General features: G+C 35.0%; 15 protein-coding genes and 1 other annotated feature. Of the genes, 12 read left to right on the forward strand and 3 right to left on the reverse strand.

All coding sequences use genetic code 11. From position 1 onward, the window contains the following. Nucleotides 1-11: 11 nt before the first annotated feature. The 4 genes from opp4A (at nt 12) to G4Z05_RS08210 (ending at nt 4,653) form a co-directional block, all read left to right on the forward strand. The gene (opp4A, locus tag G4Z05_RS08195) at nt 12-1,721 is read left to right on the forward strand and encodes an oligopeptide ABC transporter substrate-binding protein (protein ID WP_163251366.1); all 1,710 of its coding nucleotides are present in this window, start codon (nt 12-14) and stop codon (nt 1,719-1,721) included. 149 nt (nt 1,722-1,870) lie between these two features. After that, nucleotides 1,871-2,836: an oligopeptide ABC transporter permease gene (opp4B, locus tag G4Z05_RS08200; RefSeq protein ID WP_163251367.1), complete on the forward strand. Its 966-nt coding sequence runs from the start codon at nt 1,871-1,873 to the stop codon at nt 2,834-2,836. Between the two features lie 12 nt (nt 2,837-2,848). Continuing rightward, nucleotides 2,849-3,760 (forward strand): oligopeptide ABC transporter permease, encoded by a 912-nt coding sequence (gene opp4C / locus G4Z05_RS08205; protein WP_163251368.1) that lies wholly within the window; start codon nt 2,849-2,851, stop codon nt 3,758-3,760. Between the two features lie 146 nt (nt 3,761-3,906). Then, on the forward strand, nt 3,907-4,653 hold the full coding sequence (locus G4Z05_RS08210) for a YjbA family protein (RefSeq protein ID WP_163251369.1): 747 nt from the start codon (nt 3,907-3,909) through the stop codon (nt 4,651-4,653). A gap of 130 nt (nt 4,654-4,783) precedes the next feature. Here G4Z05_RS08210 and trpS read toward each other — a convergent pair whose 3' ends face one another. Both trpS and G4Z05_RS16700 read right to left on the reverse strand, forming a co-directional pair. Continuing rightward, nucleotides 4,784-5,773 carry a tryptophan--tRNA ligase gene (trpS, locus tag G4Z05_RS08215; RefSeq protein WP_205597485.1) on the reverse strand — a complete coding sequence of 330 codons (990 nt, stop codon included), beginning with the start codon at nt 5,771-5,773 and terminating at the stop codon, nt 4,784-4,786. Nucleotides 5,774-5,833: 60 nt separating this feature from the next. Then, nucleotides 5,834-6,078: a binding site (T-box leader), on the reverse strand. Between the two features lie 53 nt (nt 6,079-6,131). Next, complete coding sequence (locus G4Z05_RS16700) at nt 6,132-6,431, reverse strand: DUF3899 domain-containing protein (RefSeq protein ID WP_395534382.1); 300 nt, start codon at nt 6,429-6,431, stop codon at nt 6,132-6,134. 270 nt (nt 6,432-6,701) lie between these two features. On the opposite strand from G4Z05_RS16700, the gene G4Z05_RS08225 reads away from it, so the two are divergent. From G4Z05_RS08225 to G4Z05_RS08245, 5 genes are all read left to right on the forward strand, one after another. Further along, complete coding sequence (locus G4Z05_RS08225) at nt 6,702-8,378, forward strand: peptide ABC transporter substrate-binding protein (protein WP_163251371.1); 1,677 nt, start codon at nt 6,702-6,704, stop codon at nt 8,376-8,378. 109 nt (nt 8,379-8,487) lie between these two features. Then, nucleotides 8,488-9,420, forward strand: coding sequence for an oligopeptide ABC transporter permease (gene opp3b / locus G4Z05_RS08230; protein WP_163251372.1), 933 nt, complete (start codon nt 8,488-8,490; stop codon nt 9,418-9,420). Then, on the forward strand, nt 9,417-10,445 hold the full coding sequence (gene opp3C / locus G4Z05_RS08235; protein ID WP_163251373.1) for an oligopeptide ABC transporter permease: 1,029 nt from the start codon (nt 9,417-9,419) through the stop codon (nt 10,443-10,445). The genes opp3b and opp3C overlap by 4 nt, the downstream gene beginning before the upstream one ends. Before the next feature lie 17 nt (nt 10,446-10,462). Next, complete coding sequence (locus tag G4Z05_RS08240) at nt 10,463-11,506, forward strand: ABC transporter ATP-binding protein (RefSeq protein WP_327989900.1); 1,044 nt, start codon at nt 10,463-10,465, stop codon at nt 11,504-11,506. After that, nucleotides 11,507-12,445 (forward strand): ABC transporter ATP-binding protein, encoded by a 939-nt coding sequence (locus G4Z05_RS08245; RefSeq protein WP_163251376.1) that lies wholly within the window; start codon nt 11,507-11,509, stop codon nt 12,443-12,445. It begins immediately after the preceding gene. Between the two features lie 130 nt (nt 12,446-12,575). Here G4Z05_RS08245 and G4Z05_RS08250 read toward each other — a convergent pair whose 3' ends face one another. Next, nucleotides 12,576-12,761 carry a hypothetical protein gene (locus tag G4Z05_RS08250; RefSeq protein ID WP_163251378.1) on the reverse strand — a complete coding sequence of 62 codons (186 nt, stop codon included), beginning with the start codon at nt 12,759-12,761 and terminating at the stop codon, nt 12,576-12,578. A gap of 479 nt (nt 12,762-13,240) precedes the next feature. Between G4Z05_RS08250 and spxA the strand changes: the two genes are divergently transcribed. From spxA to cls, 3 genes are all read left to right on the forward strand, one after another. Beyond that, entirely contained in the window at nt 13,241-13,636 is a 396-nt protein-coding gene (spxA, locus tag G4Z05_RS08255) for a transcriptional regulator SpxA (RefSeq protein ID WP_163251380.1), read from the forward strand. Between the two features lie 310 nt (nt 13,637-13,946). Next, nucleotides 13,947-14,615: an adaptor protein MecA gene (mecA, locus tag G4Z05_RS08260; protein WP_163251382.1), complete on the forward strand. Its 669-nt coding sequence runs from the start codon at nt 13,947-13,949 to the stop codon at nt 14,613-14,615. A 108-nt stretch (nt 14,616-14,723) separates the two neighbouring features. After that, on the forward strand, nt 14,724-16,235 hold the full coding sequence (cls, locus tag G4Z05_RS08265) for a cardiolipin synthase (RefSeq protein WP_163251432.1): 1,512 nt from the start codon (nt 14,724-14,726) through the stop codon (nt 16,233-16,235). Nucleotides 16,236-16,260: the final 25 nt, after the last annotated feature.

Below are 16,260 nucleotides of genomic sequence, written 5' to 3' on the forward strand. Positions count from 1 at the left end.
GGGGGAAAACAATGAAGCGGACAAGGATGCATTGGCTTATAGTATTCATACTTGTATTATCAGCATTTTTAACTGCATGTTCAAGCAATGATAAAGCGGGAACAAATAAGAAAGAAGGATCATCAGTGGAAACGTCTAATAAGCCGCAGGATGGAGGAACTTTGGTGTATGCCCTTGATTCTCAGCCAAAAGGATTATTTAACTGGACATTTTATGAAGATGCAGTTGATCATGAAGTACTAGAATTCTTCGATGAGAACTTGATTGATTATGATGAACATTTAAAGGCCCAACCACATATTGCTTCTTGGACAACAGAGGATAATAAAGTATTTAAGTTTACAATTAAAAAGGGTGTTAAATGGCATAATGGTGACGAATTATCTGTTAAAGACTGGGAATTCGCATTATATACAATTGCGAATAAAGATTACGAAGGATCTCGTTTTGAGAATGTAAGAAACATTGTGGGTGCCCAAGATTACCGTGATGGAAAAACTGATAAAATCGAAGGCATTAAAGTGATTGATGATTACAATATTGAAATCACATTTGACAAAGCCCGTGTAAATAACTTGGATAATCTTTGGACATATCCAATGAATCGCAATGCATTTAAGGGAATTGAAGTAAAAGATATGCTTAACTCAGAAGTTGTCCGCACGAAGCCCGTAGGATTAGGACCATTTAAGGTAACAAAAGTTGTTCCTGGTGAGTCCATTGAGATGGAACGCTTTGATGACTACTTTGGTGGAAAGCCTCATATTGAAAAAGTCGTCATTAAGGTTATTGACCCCTCTCTTTCTGTAGGTGAATTAAAGAACGGTACACTTGATATGACTTCCTTTCATCCAAGTATTATCGATCAGGTAAAGGCGCTTGATAATGTAGAAGCTATCACGTATCCAGGAGTAAGCTATTACTATGTTGGTTTCCGCCTTGGTACTTGGGATGGCGAGAAAAATGTCATGAACGAGCCTAAGTATCAAGACAAGAAACTTCGTGAAGCCATGTACTATGCAATAAACCGGGAAGAATGGGTTAAGGCATTCTTCTTTGGAGTAGGTAAGCCAGTTAACCGCCCAATTCCTAGCAATCACTGGATTGCCGCAGATCAAAAAGAATTAAAACAATATAAATATGATCCGAACAAAGCAAAGAAATTATTAGATGAAGCCGGGTATAAGGATGTTAATGGCGATGGGTATCGTGAAGATCCAAATGGAAAGGAATTTGTTATAAATTTTTCTCACTATGCAACCCAAAACCCAACATTTGAAGCTCGTGCAAAAGCACTTGCTCAATATTGGGAAGAAGTAGGGTTAAAAACTAAATTAACGATGACGGATGTAAACCTTTACTACGATTTGCTTGATAAAGCAGACAAATCTATGGAGGTATTTTTCGGCGGCTGGTCAACTGGTGCCGATCCAGATCCAACTCCACTTTGGGGATCAAAATACTTATGGAATTATCCTCGCTGGGTAAATGAAGAAAGTGATAAATTACTAGATCAAGCACTGGATATTAGTGTTGTTGGAACTGATAACGAAAAGCGTAAAAACCTTTATGTTGAATGGCAAAAGTTATTTATGGAAGAGTTACCAATTCTTCCAATTACTGAACTAGAAGAAACGATGGCTGTAAGTAAACGCGTGCAAGGCGTAAAATTTGATGTATCTGGTTACAACCGTCCGCATGAATGGTGGATTAAGCAATAAATTTTGACTAACAGAGAAGGGACAACGGTGTTGTAAGATATAGAAAATTATTCCAACAACTCCATTATGGTGAGGGAACGAAGGAATTATCCTTTGTTCCCCTTTTTTCACCTTCGTATTTCACATAGTAATAGACAAGGAGAATGCACATGCTAAAGTTTGCATTTCGAAGGTTTTTAGGCATGATTCCAATGTTGTTACTGATCTCTATTGTAATATTTACCTTGGCCAGATTAATGCCAGGAGACTCTTTTAGTGGAGAAATAGATCCTACAAATACAAATCCTGAGTATATTGCAGAAATGAGGGAAAAGTTAGGCTATAATGATCCGTTGCCTCAACAATATTTCCGGTGGATTACTAATTTTATTCAAGGAGATTTTGGAAAATCAACGCGTTTCAAAATTAGTGTTTCTGAAGTAATTAAAGAACGGCTTCCCAACACCTTATTATTAGGATTCACTTCTATACTAATTACCTATGTACTCGCATTTCTAATGGGGATGTATGCAGGCAGAAAACCCTACACCCTAGGTGATAATCTGATTGGAACATTTAACTATTTAGGTTTATCCATCCCTTCCTTTGTTGCAGGTGTTTTCGCCATTTACTTTTTTTCCTATAAACTTGGATGGTTTCCCTCAAATGGTTCGATAGGTATTGGTATGAAAGAAGGGACCATTGAATATTGGTTAAGTAGATTTCATCATGTTATTTTACCGGCGTTTGTTCTTGCCTTTTTAAATATAGCTAGTTATACACAATTTTTGCGAAACGATATTATTGAAAACAGTCGAAAGGATTTTGTTCGGACTGCACGAGCGAAAGGTACTCCTGAAAGCAAAATATATAATGTGCATATACTTAGGAATTCGATTATTCCACTAGTAACTTTCTTAGGTTTTGATCTTGTTTCCATTATTAGTGGTGCCATTATTACAGAAACGATATTTACTTATCCTGGTTTGGGCCAACTTTTCTTACAATCTGTTGGAACAAGAGATTATCCAGTTTTAATGACGTTAACCATGCTTTTTTCATTAATTACACTAATCGGTAATCTTGTAGCAGATATTTTATATGGTGTGGTAGATCCGAGAATAAGGTTGGATTAGGGGGGAAAAAGGATGCAGATTGTTACTCAAAAGGATGCAAATATTACACAAGTATCCCCAAAAAAAAGTTTATCACCATTAGCGATGGCTAGAAAAAAATTTTTAAGAAATAAACTAGCTATGATTAGTCTTATTTTTCTCGTGATTGTTGCCATTGTTTCTTTTCTTGCACCGTATATAACGACGGCCGATATAACAAAAGTGAATATTGGTCAAATGTCTTTAAAACCATCAAGTGAACATTGGCTAGGAACGGATAAATCAGGCCGAGATGTTTTTACAAGATTGTTATATGGCGGGCGAATTTCACTTTTAGTGGGGATTAGTTGCACTTTTTTTGTGGTTTTTATCGGCACACTAATTGGATCGATAGCTGGTTATTTTGGAGGAATCATTGATAGTTTGTTAATGAGATTTACAGACTTTATTTTAAACTTTCCTTTTCTCGTTTTTGTTATTGTAATTAATGCTATACTCTTCGGCAAAGTAAGTGGTTTGTGGGTTTTAATCGCAGTGATTAGCCTTCTTTATTGGGGAGGTGTTGCAAGGATTGTTAGAAGTAAAATTCTCTCGGAAAAAGAAAATGAGTATATTACTGCTGCAATTTCAATCGGCTGCTCTCCGGCGAAAGTTATTATTAAACATCTACTACCTAATATATTATCCACGATTATTGTACAAGCAACAATAACATTTGCAACAATGATTGTGATTGAGTCTGCATTAAGTTACCTTGGTTTTGGTGTCCCACAGGAAGTTCCTAGCTGGGGAAATATGTTAAATTCAGCAAACGAACCAGATGTATTACAATACAAACTTTGGATTTGGGTTCCGCCGGCACTATTAATCACCTTGACTATTTTGTCAATAAACTTTATTGGCGAAGGGTTAAAGGATGCTTTCAATCCTAAATCCAAAAGATAAAGAATCTGCCATCCATATATGGTAGATTTTTTTGTTGCGCAGATTTCAACTAGTATCATTGGAGCAAAATATATATAAAGGAATAATTTAACTAATCACTGCCCATACTGATTGACAAATAGTTACTTGAAGTGAGGGATTTAGCAATGTTATATCTTCATGACGTATGGGTGAATTGGTTTGAGGGAGAAGAAAACGGTTATAATGTTTGCCATTTTCATGAATGGCGAAAAGATGATGGTGTTGAACTACTAGATCAAGTACCTCTATTAAAGGTCGAGCCGATTCTGTTTAACTATATTGAAAATGACTTATCTGAATTACCTCAACAACTTTTAGATGATATCTATCAAAAAGCATATCTTAGAAAAAATCATGAAAGGATTCAACTCGACTATTGTTTTGTCGTCACAGATGGGATGGGGATCTTGGCAGTTGATACAATAGGGTATAAAATTCCAATTCGAAAAAGTAGATTAATTCCTAGACAGGAACAGCTAGTATACGAAATGATCACTACACAAGAGGTAAAAAAATATAACTTTAATCAGCAGCAAAATAAAAAGGATTTTCATATTTTGTCTCCTGATCCATTATTAATGATAGGACTAACAAGGAAAGAACGGCAATTAAAGCAACTATTATTTATGGCTCTTGACCAATTGCTATCATCCAATAATGAAGCTGAAATTCGTTACTGGTATACAGAATGGTGCCCTGAGAACTATTCAAAGATACAGGAAATGAATTTTACGGAAGCATGGGAACAGCTCTATGAAGCAATTAAATATGGATGGTCCAAAAAGCATGAAACATTTTGTGAAAATTTAATAAAAGGACAACCGTTTTTCGAAAAACTTTGGGAAATGGAACATGGTCCGAAAGTAAACTAATTGCCTGCACCAAATGGTATGACCGTCATACCATTTGATGCAGGCTTTTTTTATTGAATCTCAGGAAGTTTATCTATGCAAGACTGAATGTGATCACTTTTTGGAAAAGGTTATATGCCTTTTTTATTTACTAACGTTTTTTTCTTCCTAATCCCATGGCATTTTCCATCTTTTTCAGTGTTTTGCTTGCCACTTTATTGGCTTTTTCAGCACCACGGTCCAAAATATCATCAAGTTCACTAGAATTTATTAATTCATAATACTTGTCTTGAATTGGTTTAAAAGCATTGACAACAACTTCTGCCAAGTCGCTTTTGAAATCTCCATAGCCTTTTCCTTGGTACATTTCCTCTAACTCAGAAATGGATTTACCACCTAAAATAGAGTAAATGGATAAAAGATTTGATATTCCTGGTTTATTTACTTTGTCATATTTTACGATTCCTTCTGAATCAGTCACAGCACTCTTTATTTTTTTCTCAATCTGCTTAGGTTCATCAAGCAAGGAAAGAAATGCTTTTTGGTTTGGGTCTGATTTACTCATTTTTTTGGTCGGGTCTTGGAGAGACATAATTCTTGCTCCAACTTCAGGAATGCGTACATCTGGAATCGTTAAAATATCCCGATACTTTTTATTGAATCTCTCTGCTAAATCACGCGTCAACTCTAAATGTTGCTTTTGATCCTCCCCTACTGGTACAAGATCAGCATTGTAAAGCAAAATGTCCGCTGCCATCAATGGAGGATAGGTTAACAAACTGGCGGATACTGCCTCTTTACCAGCTGATTTATCTTTAAATTGTGTCATCCGCTCGAGTTCACCAATATATGATATACACTGCATAATCCAACCTGCTTGCGCATGGGCAGGTACTTCAGATTGGATAAACAAAGTTGCTTTATCTGGATCGATACCTACAGCAATATACAAAGCAGCAAGGCTTCGAATGTTTTTTCGAAGTGCTACTGGATCCTGTGGAACCGTAATGGCGTGCTGGTCAACAATACAAAAGTAGCAATTATATTCGTTTTGAAGCTCCACAAATTGTTTTAAAGCTCCGATATAGTTCCCAAGTGTAATGGTGCCACTTGGTTGAATACCTGAAAAAATCGTCTTCATGATTGACCTCCTATAATTACTTAAATTTCTCTATAAATAAAAAAGCCATTCATCCCGTTTTTTAGGGACGAATGGCTCGCGGTACCACCCTAATTACTCAAAATTGAGTCACTTAGTTCCAAATTTCATTTGGATTCCTTTTAACGCAAGGATAACGTCTACTCCTACTGTTTCAATCCCGCTGGATTAAAATTTCGGAAAGAGGCTCCAAAGTCCATTCGGAATCATTTTCGCGTTTGTTTACACCACCCACAAACTCTCTGAAGCGAAAGATGATACTTACTACTCTTTATCATCGCCAATATATTCATTAAATTATAACTCATTATAAAGCAATGACATATTTGATTGCAAGGTATTACAAATAATAAAAAGCCAGAGCTATCAACATTAATAGAAAATTTACAAATCCATAAAAAAATAGGGGCTTATTATCAAAAGTTATGAGTTCTGATATACCAGGGATCTCATGAAACTTTCTATTTTTATCACCTTTTGAAAATGCTAGATTAAAGGACTTTGAAATGGTGTCAAAAAACCCGCTTTGTATCGTATAAACAAGTAAGGAAGTTAGCAGTAAGGCCGAACTAATATAAAAAGATATATTGATATAGCTTAGAATCGAAATATTATGGTACATAATTAAAGACAAAATCATAATAAAAAGTTGTGTAAACGCTATCAATGCGATTCTTTTCCTCAATCGATAATACACATTTAATCCTCCAAAACATTGATTTATTAAGGTTTTTAGTGAATTTTCCTTAATAACTATAAAATATAACACAGTGAATAGAAATTCAACTTTTAATAAAAATTTGAAAGTTTTAAATTAATTTTCAAAAAGTAATGTACAACTGATTGAAAATATGTATAATAGAGAATGTAGTAATTTTTCAGAATAATAGAAAAGGGAGGTCTACTACTAGTGAAAAAATCGAAACTTTCACTACTTCTTGTTTTATCGCTAGTGTTAAGCATGTTCTTGGCAGCATGTGGCGGCAATAAACAAGAAGGGACAGAGAAAAAAGAAGGCAGCAAAGAGACTAAAGAAAAATTAGCTGCTGAACAAGTACTAAATGTCCTTGAATCATCTGAGATTCCTGCTATGGATAGCGTATTAGCAGAAGACACTATTGGATTTACGATGATTGCTGCTACTATGGAAGGTCTATATCGTCTAGACCCTGAGCAAAAAGTTATTCCAGGTGTTGCTGATGGAATGCCAGAATATAATGAAGACAAAACAGTGCTGACAATTAAATTGAAGAAAGATGTAAAATGGGCTGATGGCTCTCCTGTTACTGCACATGATTTTGTATATGCATGGCAACGTGCGATCAACCCAGATACAGCTTCTCCATATGGTCCATACTTCATGGAAGGCAAAATTAAAAATGCCTCTGCAATTGTAAAAGGAGAAGCAAAAATTGAAGATCTAGGTATTAAAGCACTAGATGATCACACATTAGAAATTACATTAGAAAGACCAATACCATACATTGAATCATACTTAACATTCCCATTATTCTATCCACAAAACCAAAAGTTCGTAGAAGCTCAAGGTGGTAACTACGCTAAGACTGCAGCGAACTTATTATCAAACGGCCCATTCAAAATGACTAAATGGGATGGTCCTACTGCAACTGAGTGGGTATTAGAAAAGAATGAAAATTACTGGAATGCAAAAGAAGTTACTTTAACTAAGATTAACTTTAACGTTTCTAAAGATCCGCAAGCATCTGCTAATGCATTTACTGCAGGTGAAGCAGACATTACACCGAAGCTTGCACAAGCTGCAATCCTTTCACAATATGAAGGGGACCCAGCATTATTACGTTACCAAGAACCATCTATCTTCTGGATTAAAATGAATCAAACTAATCCAGCACTTAAAAATGAAAATATTCGTCGCGCAATTGCTCTATCTGTTGATAAGCAAGCTCTTGTTGATGACGTATTAGCAAATGGATCTATTCCTGCAAACTTTGTTGTTCCAAAAGGATTTACATTCTTTGAAGACAAGGATTTCCGCGAAGGTGCAGGAGAATACTTAAAACCTAATAAAGAAGAAGCAAAAAAACTTTGGGAAAAAGGATTACAAGAACTTGGTGTTAAAGAAATTACTTTAACATATGTTGGTCAAGACACTGAGACTTCAAAATTAACAGATGCATTTGTTAAGGATCAGTTGGAGAAAAACCTTCCAGGGTTAAAACTTAACATTGAAGCAGTACCATTCAAGATTCGTATTGATCGTGAAAACAATAAAGATTATGACTTATTATTTGGTGGATGGGGTCCTGACTATGCTGACCCAATGACATTCATGGATTTATGGCTAACAGACGGAAGCCATAACAATATGGAATACAGTAACCCTGAGTTTGACAAGATGATTCAATCTGCAAACGAAGATACTGATTTGGCAAAACGTTGGAAAACATTACAAGATGCAGAGAAACTTCTATTAGAAGAAGATGCAGCTCTTGCTCCAATGTATCAGCGTTCAGTTAACCTGTTAATTAATCCAAAAGTAAAAGGCTTCGCACATCATGCCTTTGGTCCAGACTATAGTTACCAATGGATTAAAATTACAGAATAAGCTAAACCAATAACTAAAAAGAGAGTATATTCAAAAAATATACTCTCTTTTTACCTGTATTGGAATTGTCGAAAAATGGCGAAAATTTAATGAATTAGGAGGTGTGGGCATGGTTAAATACTTAGGGCAACGCTTAATCTATATGTTTATCACATTATTTATCGTTGCAACAGTAACTTTTTTCCTCATGAAGTTAATACCCGGAAGCCCGTTTAATAACTTTGAGAAGTTAAGTGAATTCCAACAGAATTTACTTTTGGAAAAATATGGGCTAAATGACCCCGTGCCTGTTCAATATTTTAAATACATGTCTAATCTTGTAAAGGGTGATTTAGGAGTTTCCTTCCAATTTAATAATACCCCTGTAACAGAACTTATAGGAAATCGAATTGGCCCATCAGCTGTCTTAGGTTTGCAGGCTATGATTTTAGGTTCCTTAATTGGAATTTTCTTAGGGGCCATTGCTGCTTTAAAGCAAAATTCATGGATCGACTATACTTCAACATTTCTAGCAGTTGTCGGAAAATCTATTCCTTCATTTATTTTCGCTGGATTACTACAATATTATATTGCTGTGAAACTAGGTTGGCTTCCAGTTATGTTATGGAGAGGACCTGAATATACTATCCTTCCGACTATTGCACTTGCGATGTTCCCGCTATCAATTTCTGCACGTTTTATGCGAACTGAGATGATTGAAGTATTAGGTTCAGACTATATAACTTTAGCAAAAGCAAAAGGTGCAAGTTATTGGCAAATTAGTGTAAAACATGCTCTAAGAAATGCTTTGATTCCAGTTGTTACAGTATTGGGACCATTAGCAGTTAGCTTAATGACTGGCTCCCTCGTTATTGAGAAGATTTTTTCTATTCCTGGTTTAGGGGAGCAATTTGTTAAATCAATTGCAACAAACGATTATCCGGTCATCATGGGAACAAATCTATTATTTGCGCTATTATTCGTTGTTGTTATTTTAGTTGTTGATATATTATACGGAATTATTGATCCACGTATTCGTATTACGGGGGGGAAAGCTAAATGATCAATAAAGAAAATGTCATAATTAAAGATATGTTTCAACCCGCCCATATTGACCCTTCAAAAAGCGAAAAAATTGCTAAACCAAGTTTAAACTTTTGGCAGGACGCATGGCTTCGCGTCCGGAAAAATAAAGGTGCCGTAACAAGTATGATTATTTTGGCCATTATCATCATCATGGCATTTGTTGGGCCCATGCTTACACCATATGATTTCGATCATCAAAATACGAAACATAACAACCTTCCTCCGAGAATTCAAGGGTTAGAAAATATCCATTGGCTTCCATTCGATGGTACATTAACTAGGAGGAACGGAACAGAATATAATGCCTATGAGGCTCGCAATATCGATGCCTATTACTGGTTTGGTACTGATAGTTTAGGCCGTGACATTTTTGCACGTGTATGGAAGGGGACTCAAATTTCCCTCTTGATTGCCTTTTTGGCAGCCGTAATCGATATGATCATTGGAGTCGCATATGGTGCGATATCTGGATATATAGGTGGACGCGTAGATAGTGTCATGCAGCGTATCATTGAAGTGCTCGTAGGTATTCCGAATTTGATTATCGTTGTATTAATGATATTAGTGCTGAAACCAGGTATTATTCCAATTGTTATAGCTCTAACCATTACAGGTTGGACAAGCATGGCACGCGTAGTACGTGCTCAAGTATTGAAATTTAAAAATCAAGAATTCGTTCTAGCATCAAAAACTTTAGGTGCATCTGATACATCTATTGTTTTTAAACATATGATCCCTAATATGTTTGGCGTTATAATCATTAATACTATGTTTTCCATACCGAATGCTATTTTCTTTGAAGCATTTTTAAGCTTTATTGGATTAGGTTTACAAGAACCGTTTGCTTCCTTGGGAACCTTAGTTGATGATGGATTTAAATCTATGATTGCGTTTCCGTATCAGATGATTATTCCGTCTATTATGATTGCGTTAATCATGGTATGTTTCAACCTGGTAGCTGACGGTTTAAGGGATGCACTAGATCCAAAAATGCGTGATTAGAAGGTAGGTGAATGGTAGTGGAAAAAGTTTTAGAAGTTAAAGATTTATATATATCTTTTCACACGTTTGCGGGTGAAGTAAAAGCAATTAGAGGAGTATCTTTTGATTTACGAAAGGGAGAAACTTTGGCGATTGTTGGTGAATCGGGTTCTGGAAAATCCGTAACAACGAAATCTATTATGCGATTACTTCCGGAACATAATTCAGAAATAAAAAGTGGCCAAATTCTTTTTGAAGGTAAAGATTTAACTAAATTAACAGATAAACAAATGCAAAAAATTCGTGGTAAAGACATCTCTATGATTTTCCAAGACCCAATGACTTCATTAAATCCCACAATGAAAATTGGAAGTCAAATCATGGAGCCATTAATTAAACATCAGAAATTAAGTAAAGCTGCTGCTAGAGAGAGGGCTATTGAATTATTAAAATTGGTTGGGATTCCAAAACCGGAAATTCGTGTAGATCAATATCCACATCAATTTTCTGGCGGGATGAGACAACGGGTTGTTATTGCCATCGCATTGGCATGTAATCCAAAGGTCCTTATCGCTGATGAGCCTACAACTGCACTAGATGTAACTATTCAAGCACAAATTCTTGAGTTGATGAAGGATCTCCAACGGAAAATCGATACTTCGATCATCTTCATCACTCATGATCTTGGTGTAGTTGCCAATGTTGCTGACCGTGTGGCGGTTATGTATGGTGGTAAAATTGTGGAAATAGGTACTGCGGATGAAATTTTCTATAATCCTCAGCACCCATATACATGGGGGTTAATTAGTTCAATGCCTGATATGGAAACAAATGATGAAGAGTTATATTCCATTCCGGGAACTCCTCCAGATCTATTGGATCCTCCAAAAGGGGATGCGTTTGCACCAAGGAATCCTTATGTAATGAAAATTGATTTAGAACAGGAGCCACCATTCTTTAAGGTATCTGATACCCATTATGCAGCAACATGGCTTTTACATCCTGATGCACCAAAAGTCGAACCTCCTGAAGCGGTTAAAAGGCGAAGAAATCAATTTGTTGGTGTAAAGGGGGGAAAATAGATGGGTGAAAGAAAAAAATTACTTGAAATTAGAAATTTAAAGCAATACTTTAATGTTGGGAAACCCAATGAAGTAAGGGCAGTCGATAATGTTTCATTTGATATATATAAAGGTGAAGTTTTAGGGCTTGTAGGCGAGTCAGGTTGTGGAAAGTCTACTACAGGGCGCACAATTATTCGATTATATGATGCTACTGGCGGCGAAGTCCTTTACGACGGTGTCAATGTTCATGGTAAAAAAACAAAAAAAGAATTAAAGCAATTTAATCGAAAAATGCAAATGATTTTTCAGGATCCATATGCATCATTAAATCCTCGATTGAAAATAGCCGATGTCATTGCTGAAGGAATTGATATACATGGCCTAGCAAAATCCAAAGAAGACCGAATGAACAAAGTATATGAACTGCTAGAAACGGTTGGATTAAACAGAGAACATGCCAATCGCTATCCCCATGAATTTTCTGGAGGTCAGCGTCAACGTATTGGCATTGCACGTGCTCTTGCTGTAGATCCGGAATTTATTATTGCGGATGAACCAATATCAGCCTTGGACGTTTCGATCCAAGCTCAAGTTGTAAATTTAATGAAAAAATTGCAAAAAGAAAAAGGACTAACCTATCTTTTTATCGCTCACGACCTTTCGATGGTAAAATATATCAGTGATCGAATTGGTGTCATGTATTTTGGTAAAATGGTAGAGCTGGCGCCGGCAGAAGAATTGTATCGTAATCCGCTTCATCCATATACACAATCTCTTTTATCGGCTATTCCTGTACCAGACCCAATAAGTGAGCGTACACGAAAGCGGAAAACATATAATCCTGCTGACCATAATTACGAAGAAAACGAACCAGTAGAATTTAGAGAAGTAACTCCAGGCCATTTTGTATTATGTTCGGAAAAGGAATTTAGAAAATATCAATCACAATCAAAATAAAACGATCTCAAAATGAGATCGTTTTATTTCTAAGATAAAAATTTTGACTTGAAAATGGGTTAGGTAAGCTGAGAGACGCATAACAAACAGACTCTCTACTTGCTATTTGTATATCCTTAATTTTTAAATATTATTTTCTTTTACCACCAACGGCTTTCCATCCGGTTTGAAATCTTGCGCTTTGATCTACATATTCACTGCGGTGTTTCCCACCAAAAACCTTTTCGCCAATGCTATTTAAAATTACACCCATCACTGCGGTGAGTCCAATAATTAAAATAGCAACTACTGTTAAATCAGTTATGTAAGCACCCATTCATGTCCCTCCATTGTGAGCGAATTTTCATTAAATTAAATAAAGTTCCCCCAACTTTTATTTTAAAAGATTTTACCACTTAATGAAAGAGAAAATATGGGGTTAAAGACGAATAAATGAATACGTTTTCAATTTGTTTAACTAATTGAGAATGAGTTGTATTGTAGATAAGAAATAATTAATAATTAGAAATTTATGAAGAAACGAACATTAAAAAGTAAATTTTTTTAGTTGAGAAAAAAATAATGAAAGGAAAATTAAAATTTGTTGAAACCTTTTTGTAAATTATTCGTTTATTTATATGTAGGGAAGTATTTTTCCCAATAGTGCCCTTATGATTATTTTTGAAAAAAGGATATCTTTTTTAGAATTTGTAGTGTATAATTAATAATATAAATTCCTTTTTTATAATAATTATAATTTGGGGTTTGCTATATATCGAATTTAGTTTCGTAAATAATAGAGGAGTGTGAAGATTAATGGTAACACTATACACTTCACCAAGTTGCACATCATGTCGAAAAGCTAAGTCATGGTTAGAAGAGCATGATATTCCATACAAAGAAAGAAATATCTTTTCTGAACCATTAACAATGGAAGAGATTAAGGAAATTTTACGAATGACGGAAGATGGAACAGACGAAATTATTTCAACTCGTTCAAAAACGTTTCAAAAATTAGATGTTAATTTGGATACTATGCCATTACAGGATTTATTTAAGTTAATTAAAGAAAACCCTGGTTTATTGCGTCGACCTATTATCATTGATGAAAAACGCCTACAAGTTGGTTATAATGAAGATGAAATTCGCCGATTTCTACCAAGAAAAGTGCGTACTTATCAATTACGGGAAGCACAGAGAATGGTAAATTAAAGACATAAATGGGCCTTTATTAAAAGGCCTTTTTTGTTTCTTGAGATTTTTTTATTGCATTGTTATAATAAAAGGAATATATATTCAAAATAAGTTATATAAGCTATTACTAGGCATATTAACGGTTTTTTATTTTTAGTGAATTTTATTTCCCTTATCTGCTTAATTGTCATAAAATGAGAGTACAAGAGTATTTACTTTTTTACTGTTTTAGAAAGAATAAACTATATATGAGAGTAAATGCTAAAGGCGTTATCTGCTTGGGGGTATTTTGTCCCTTCAATATGATCAATGGAAGGGAGAGGTAATAATGGAAATTGAACGTATTAATGAAAACACAGTGAAATTTTATATTTCCTATGTTGATATAGAAGAAAGGGGCTTCGATCGTGAAGAGATTTGGTATAATCGGGAACGAAGCGAAGAACTCTTTTGGGAAATGATGGATGAAGTTCATGCTGAAGAAGAATTTATGGTTGAAGGCCCACTTTGGATTCAAGTTCAAGCCTTGGATAAGGGTTTAGAGGTTCTGGTAACAAAAGCACAATTGTCTAAAGACGGGCAAAAATTTGAACTTCCAATACCTGGTGATAATTTTAAAGATTCTCCTGTTGAGGATAAAATAGAAGAACTTTTAGAACAGCATTATCATTCGAATTTAAATGATGAAGATGTTCTATTTGAATATGATAATCTTGATTTTGTTATTGCATTTAAGGATTTTGAAGACGTTATTCACCTAGCAAAACGCCCTGGTTTGGATGAATTAGTAACAAAGCTTTATTATTTTGAAGACAATTATTATTTATTAGCTGAATTCCCTGAGGAGTTGTTTGGGGAAGATGAGGTAGATGATATACTAAGTGTGTTATTGGAATATGGTGATGAAACCCAAGTAACTATTCATCGGATTCAGGAATATGGAAAAGAAATTATTTCGAATAATGTATTTGTAGAACTGAGAAAATATTTCAATTAATAATCATACCGATTTCATATTTGAAATCGGTATTTTGTATGAAATATGAAATTATACATGGTTAAAGAGAATATTTTAACTACAGCATGTTTTTGGTAGGTGAGAACACTGAAAAACACGGTAAGAGTTATTCTGTTCGTTTTGGTACTGTCTCTTCTCTTGTTTTTCTTTAGGGACCAATTGGAAAATGGGGTTTTAGGTTTTTTAAGCGTCTTGATCTCATTGTCTGTTATATTTATTAGTTTTGTTATCTTTTTAGAAAATCGTCACCCAACACAAACCATAACATGGCTCGTGGTTTTGGGAAGTTTCCCACTAGTTGGTTTTATTTTCTACCTTCTATTTGGCCGGAATTATCGAAAGGAACGAATGTTTCGAAAGAAATATTTTCTTGATAAACAAGCTTTTTTATCTATTGAAGGAGAAGAAGACCCTAGAAGCGATGAAAAGCTCCGATTAATGGGAGAACATCAAGGAAAATTATTTAAGTTGGCTCAAAAGCTGGGGAATAGTCCAATTTCTTTTGATACAGCAACGAAAGTATTAACAAATGGAGAAGAAACCTTTCAACACATTATTGCGGAATTGAAAAGAGCGAGACATCATATTCATTTAGAATACTATATCGTCCGTCACGATCAAATTGGCCAAGAAATAAAAAATATTTTAATTGAAAAAGCCAGTCAAGGTGTAAAGGTTCGATTTATGTATGATGCGGTTGGATCTTGGCAGCTTTCGAAATCATATATAAATGAATTAAAAAATGCTGGTATTGAAACGGTATCTTTTGGTCCGGTTAGATTACCATTTTTAAACAATAAATTTAACTTTCGAAATCACCGTAAAATTATTGTTATCGATGGAAATATTGGTTTTGTTGGCGGATTAAATATTGGAGATGAATACTTAGGTAGAAACAAAGAAATTGGTTTTTGGCGGGATACTCACTTAATGCTTAGAGGAGAAGCAGTCCGCACCTTACAGCTTATATTCCTTCAAGATTGGTACTATATGACGAATCATAGTTTTTTAACTGCAGAATATTTATCCCCGCAAATTGATCATGAAAGTCATGGTGGCGTTCAACTGATTGCTGGAGGACCTGACAATGAATGGAGTGTTATAAAAAATATTTTCTTTTCAATGATAAGTTCTGCAAGAGAATCAGTATGGATCGCGTCACCTTATTTTATTCCCGATGAAGATATTTTCTCAGCGTTAAAAGTAGCTGCGCTAAGTGGCATTGATGTAAGGCTTCTAGTTCCAAATCGCCCTGATAAAAGGATTGTCTTTCATGCGTCAAGATCGTATTTTCCAGAATTGATGGCTGCAGGAGTAAAGATATTTGAATATGAACGTGGATTTATGCACAGCAAAATAATTATTGTTGATGGTGAACTCGCCTCTATCGGTACTTCAAACATGGATATGAGAAGCTTCCACTTAAACTTTGAAGTGAATGCTTTCTTATTTCGGACAAAAAGTACACTAAAGCTAGTGGAAGAGTACTTAAATGATCTTAAACACTCTAAACAAATTGACTTGGAAACCTTTCAACAAAGACATATTGGATACAGACTTCTGGAATCAACAGCAAGATTGTTATCACCACTATTATAAAAACTCGTTCATTAGAACGGGTTTT

It is taken from the genome of Neobacillus thermocopriae (assembly GCF_010975035.1).
GTDB classification, from domain to species: domain Bacteria; phylum Bacillota; class Bacilli; order Bacillales; family Cytobacillaceae; genus Neobacillus; species Neobacillus thermocopriae.

What these genes read in the sequence shown, in the direction of transcription:
- opp4A (WP_163251366.1), top strand. Translation starts at nt 12, where the DNA reads ATGAAGCGGACAAGGATGCATTGGCTTATAGTATTCATACTTGTATTA.
- opp4B (WP_163251367.1), top strand. Translation starts at nt 1,871, where the DNA reads ATGCTAAAGTTTGCATTTCGAAGGTTTTTAGGCATGATTCCAATGTTG.
- opp4C (WP_163251368.1), top strand. Translation starts at nt 2,849, where the DNA reads ATGCAGATTGTTACTCAAAAGGATGCAAATATTACACAAGTATCCCCA.
- G4Z05_RS08210 (WP_163251369.1), top strand. Translation starts at nt 3,907, where the DNA reads ATGTTATATCTTCATGACGTATGGGTGAATTGGTTTGAGGGAGAAGAA.
- trpS (WP_205597485.1), bottom strand. Translation starts at nt 5,773, where the DNA reads ATGAAGACGATTTTTTCAGGTATTCAACCAAGTGGCACCATTACACTT.
- G4Z05_RS16700 (WP_395534382.1), bottom strand. Translation starts at nt 6,431, where the DNA reads ATGATTTTGTCTTTAATTATGTACCATAATATTTCGATTCTAAGCTAT.
- opp3b (WP_163251372.1), top strand. Translation starts at nt 8,488, where the DNA reads ATGGTTAAATACTTAGGGCAACGCTTAATCTATATGTTTATCACATTA.
- opp3C (WP_163251373.1), top strand. Translation starts at nt 9,417, where the DNA reads ATGATCAATAAAGAAAATGTCATAATTAAAGATATGTTTCAACCCGCC.
- G4Z05_RS08245 (WP_163251376.1), top strand. Translation starts at nt 11,507, where the DNA reads ATGGGTGAAAGAAAAAAATTACTTGAAATTAGAAATTTAAAGCAATAC.
- G4Z05_RS08250 (WP_163251378.1), bottom strand. Translation starts at nt 12,761, where the DNA reads ATGGGTGCTTACATAACTGATTTAACAGTAGTTGCTATTTTAATTATT.
- spxA (WP_163251380.1), top strand. Translation starts at nt 13,241, where the DNA reads ATGGTAACACTATACACTTCACCAAGTTGCACATCATGTCGAAAAGCT.
- mecA (WP_163251382.1), top strand. Translation starts at nt 13,947, where the DNA reads ATGGAAATTGAACGTATTAATGAAAACACAGTGAAATTTTATATTTCC.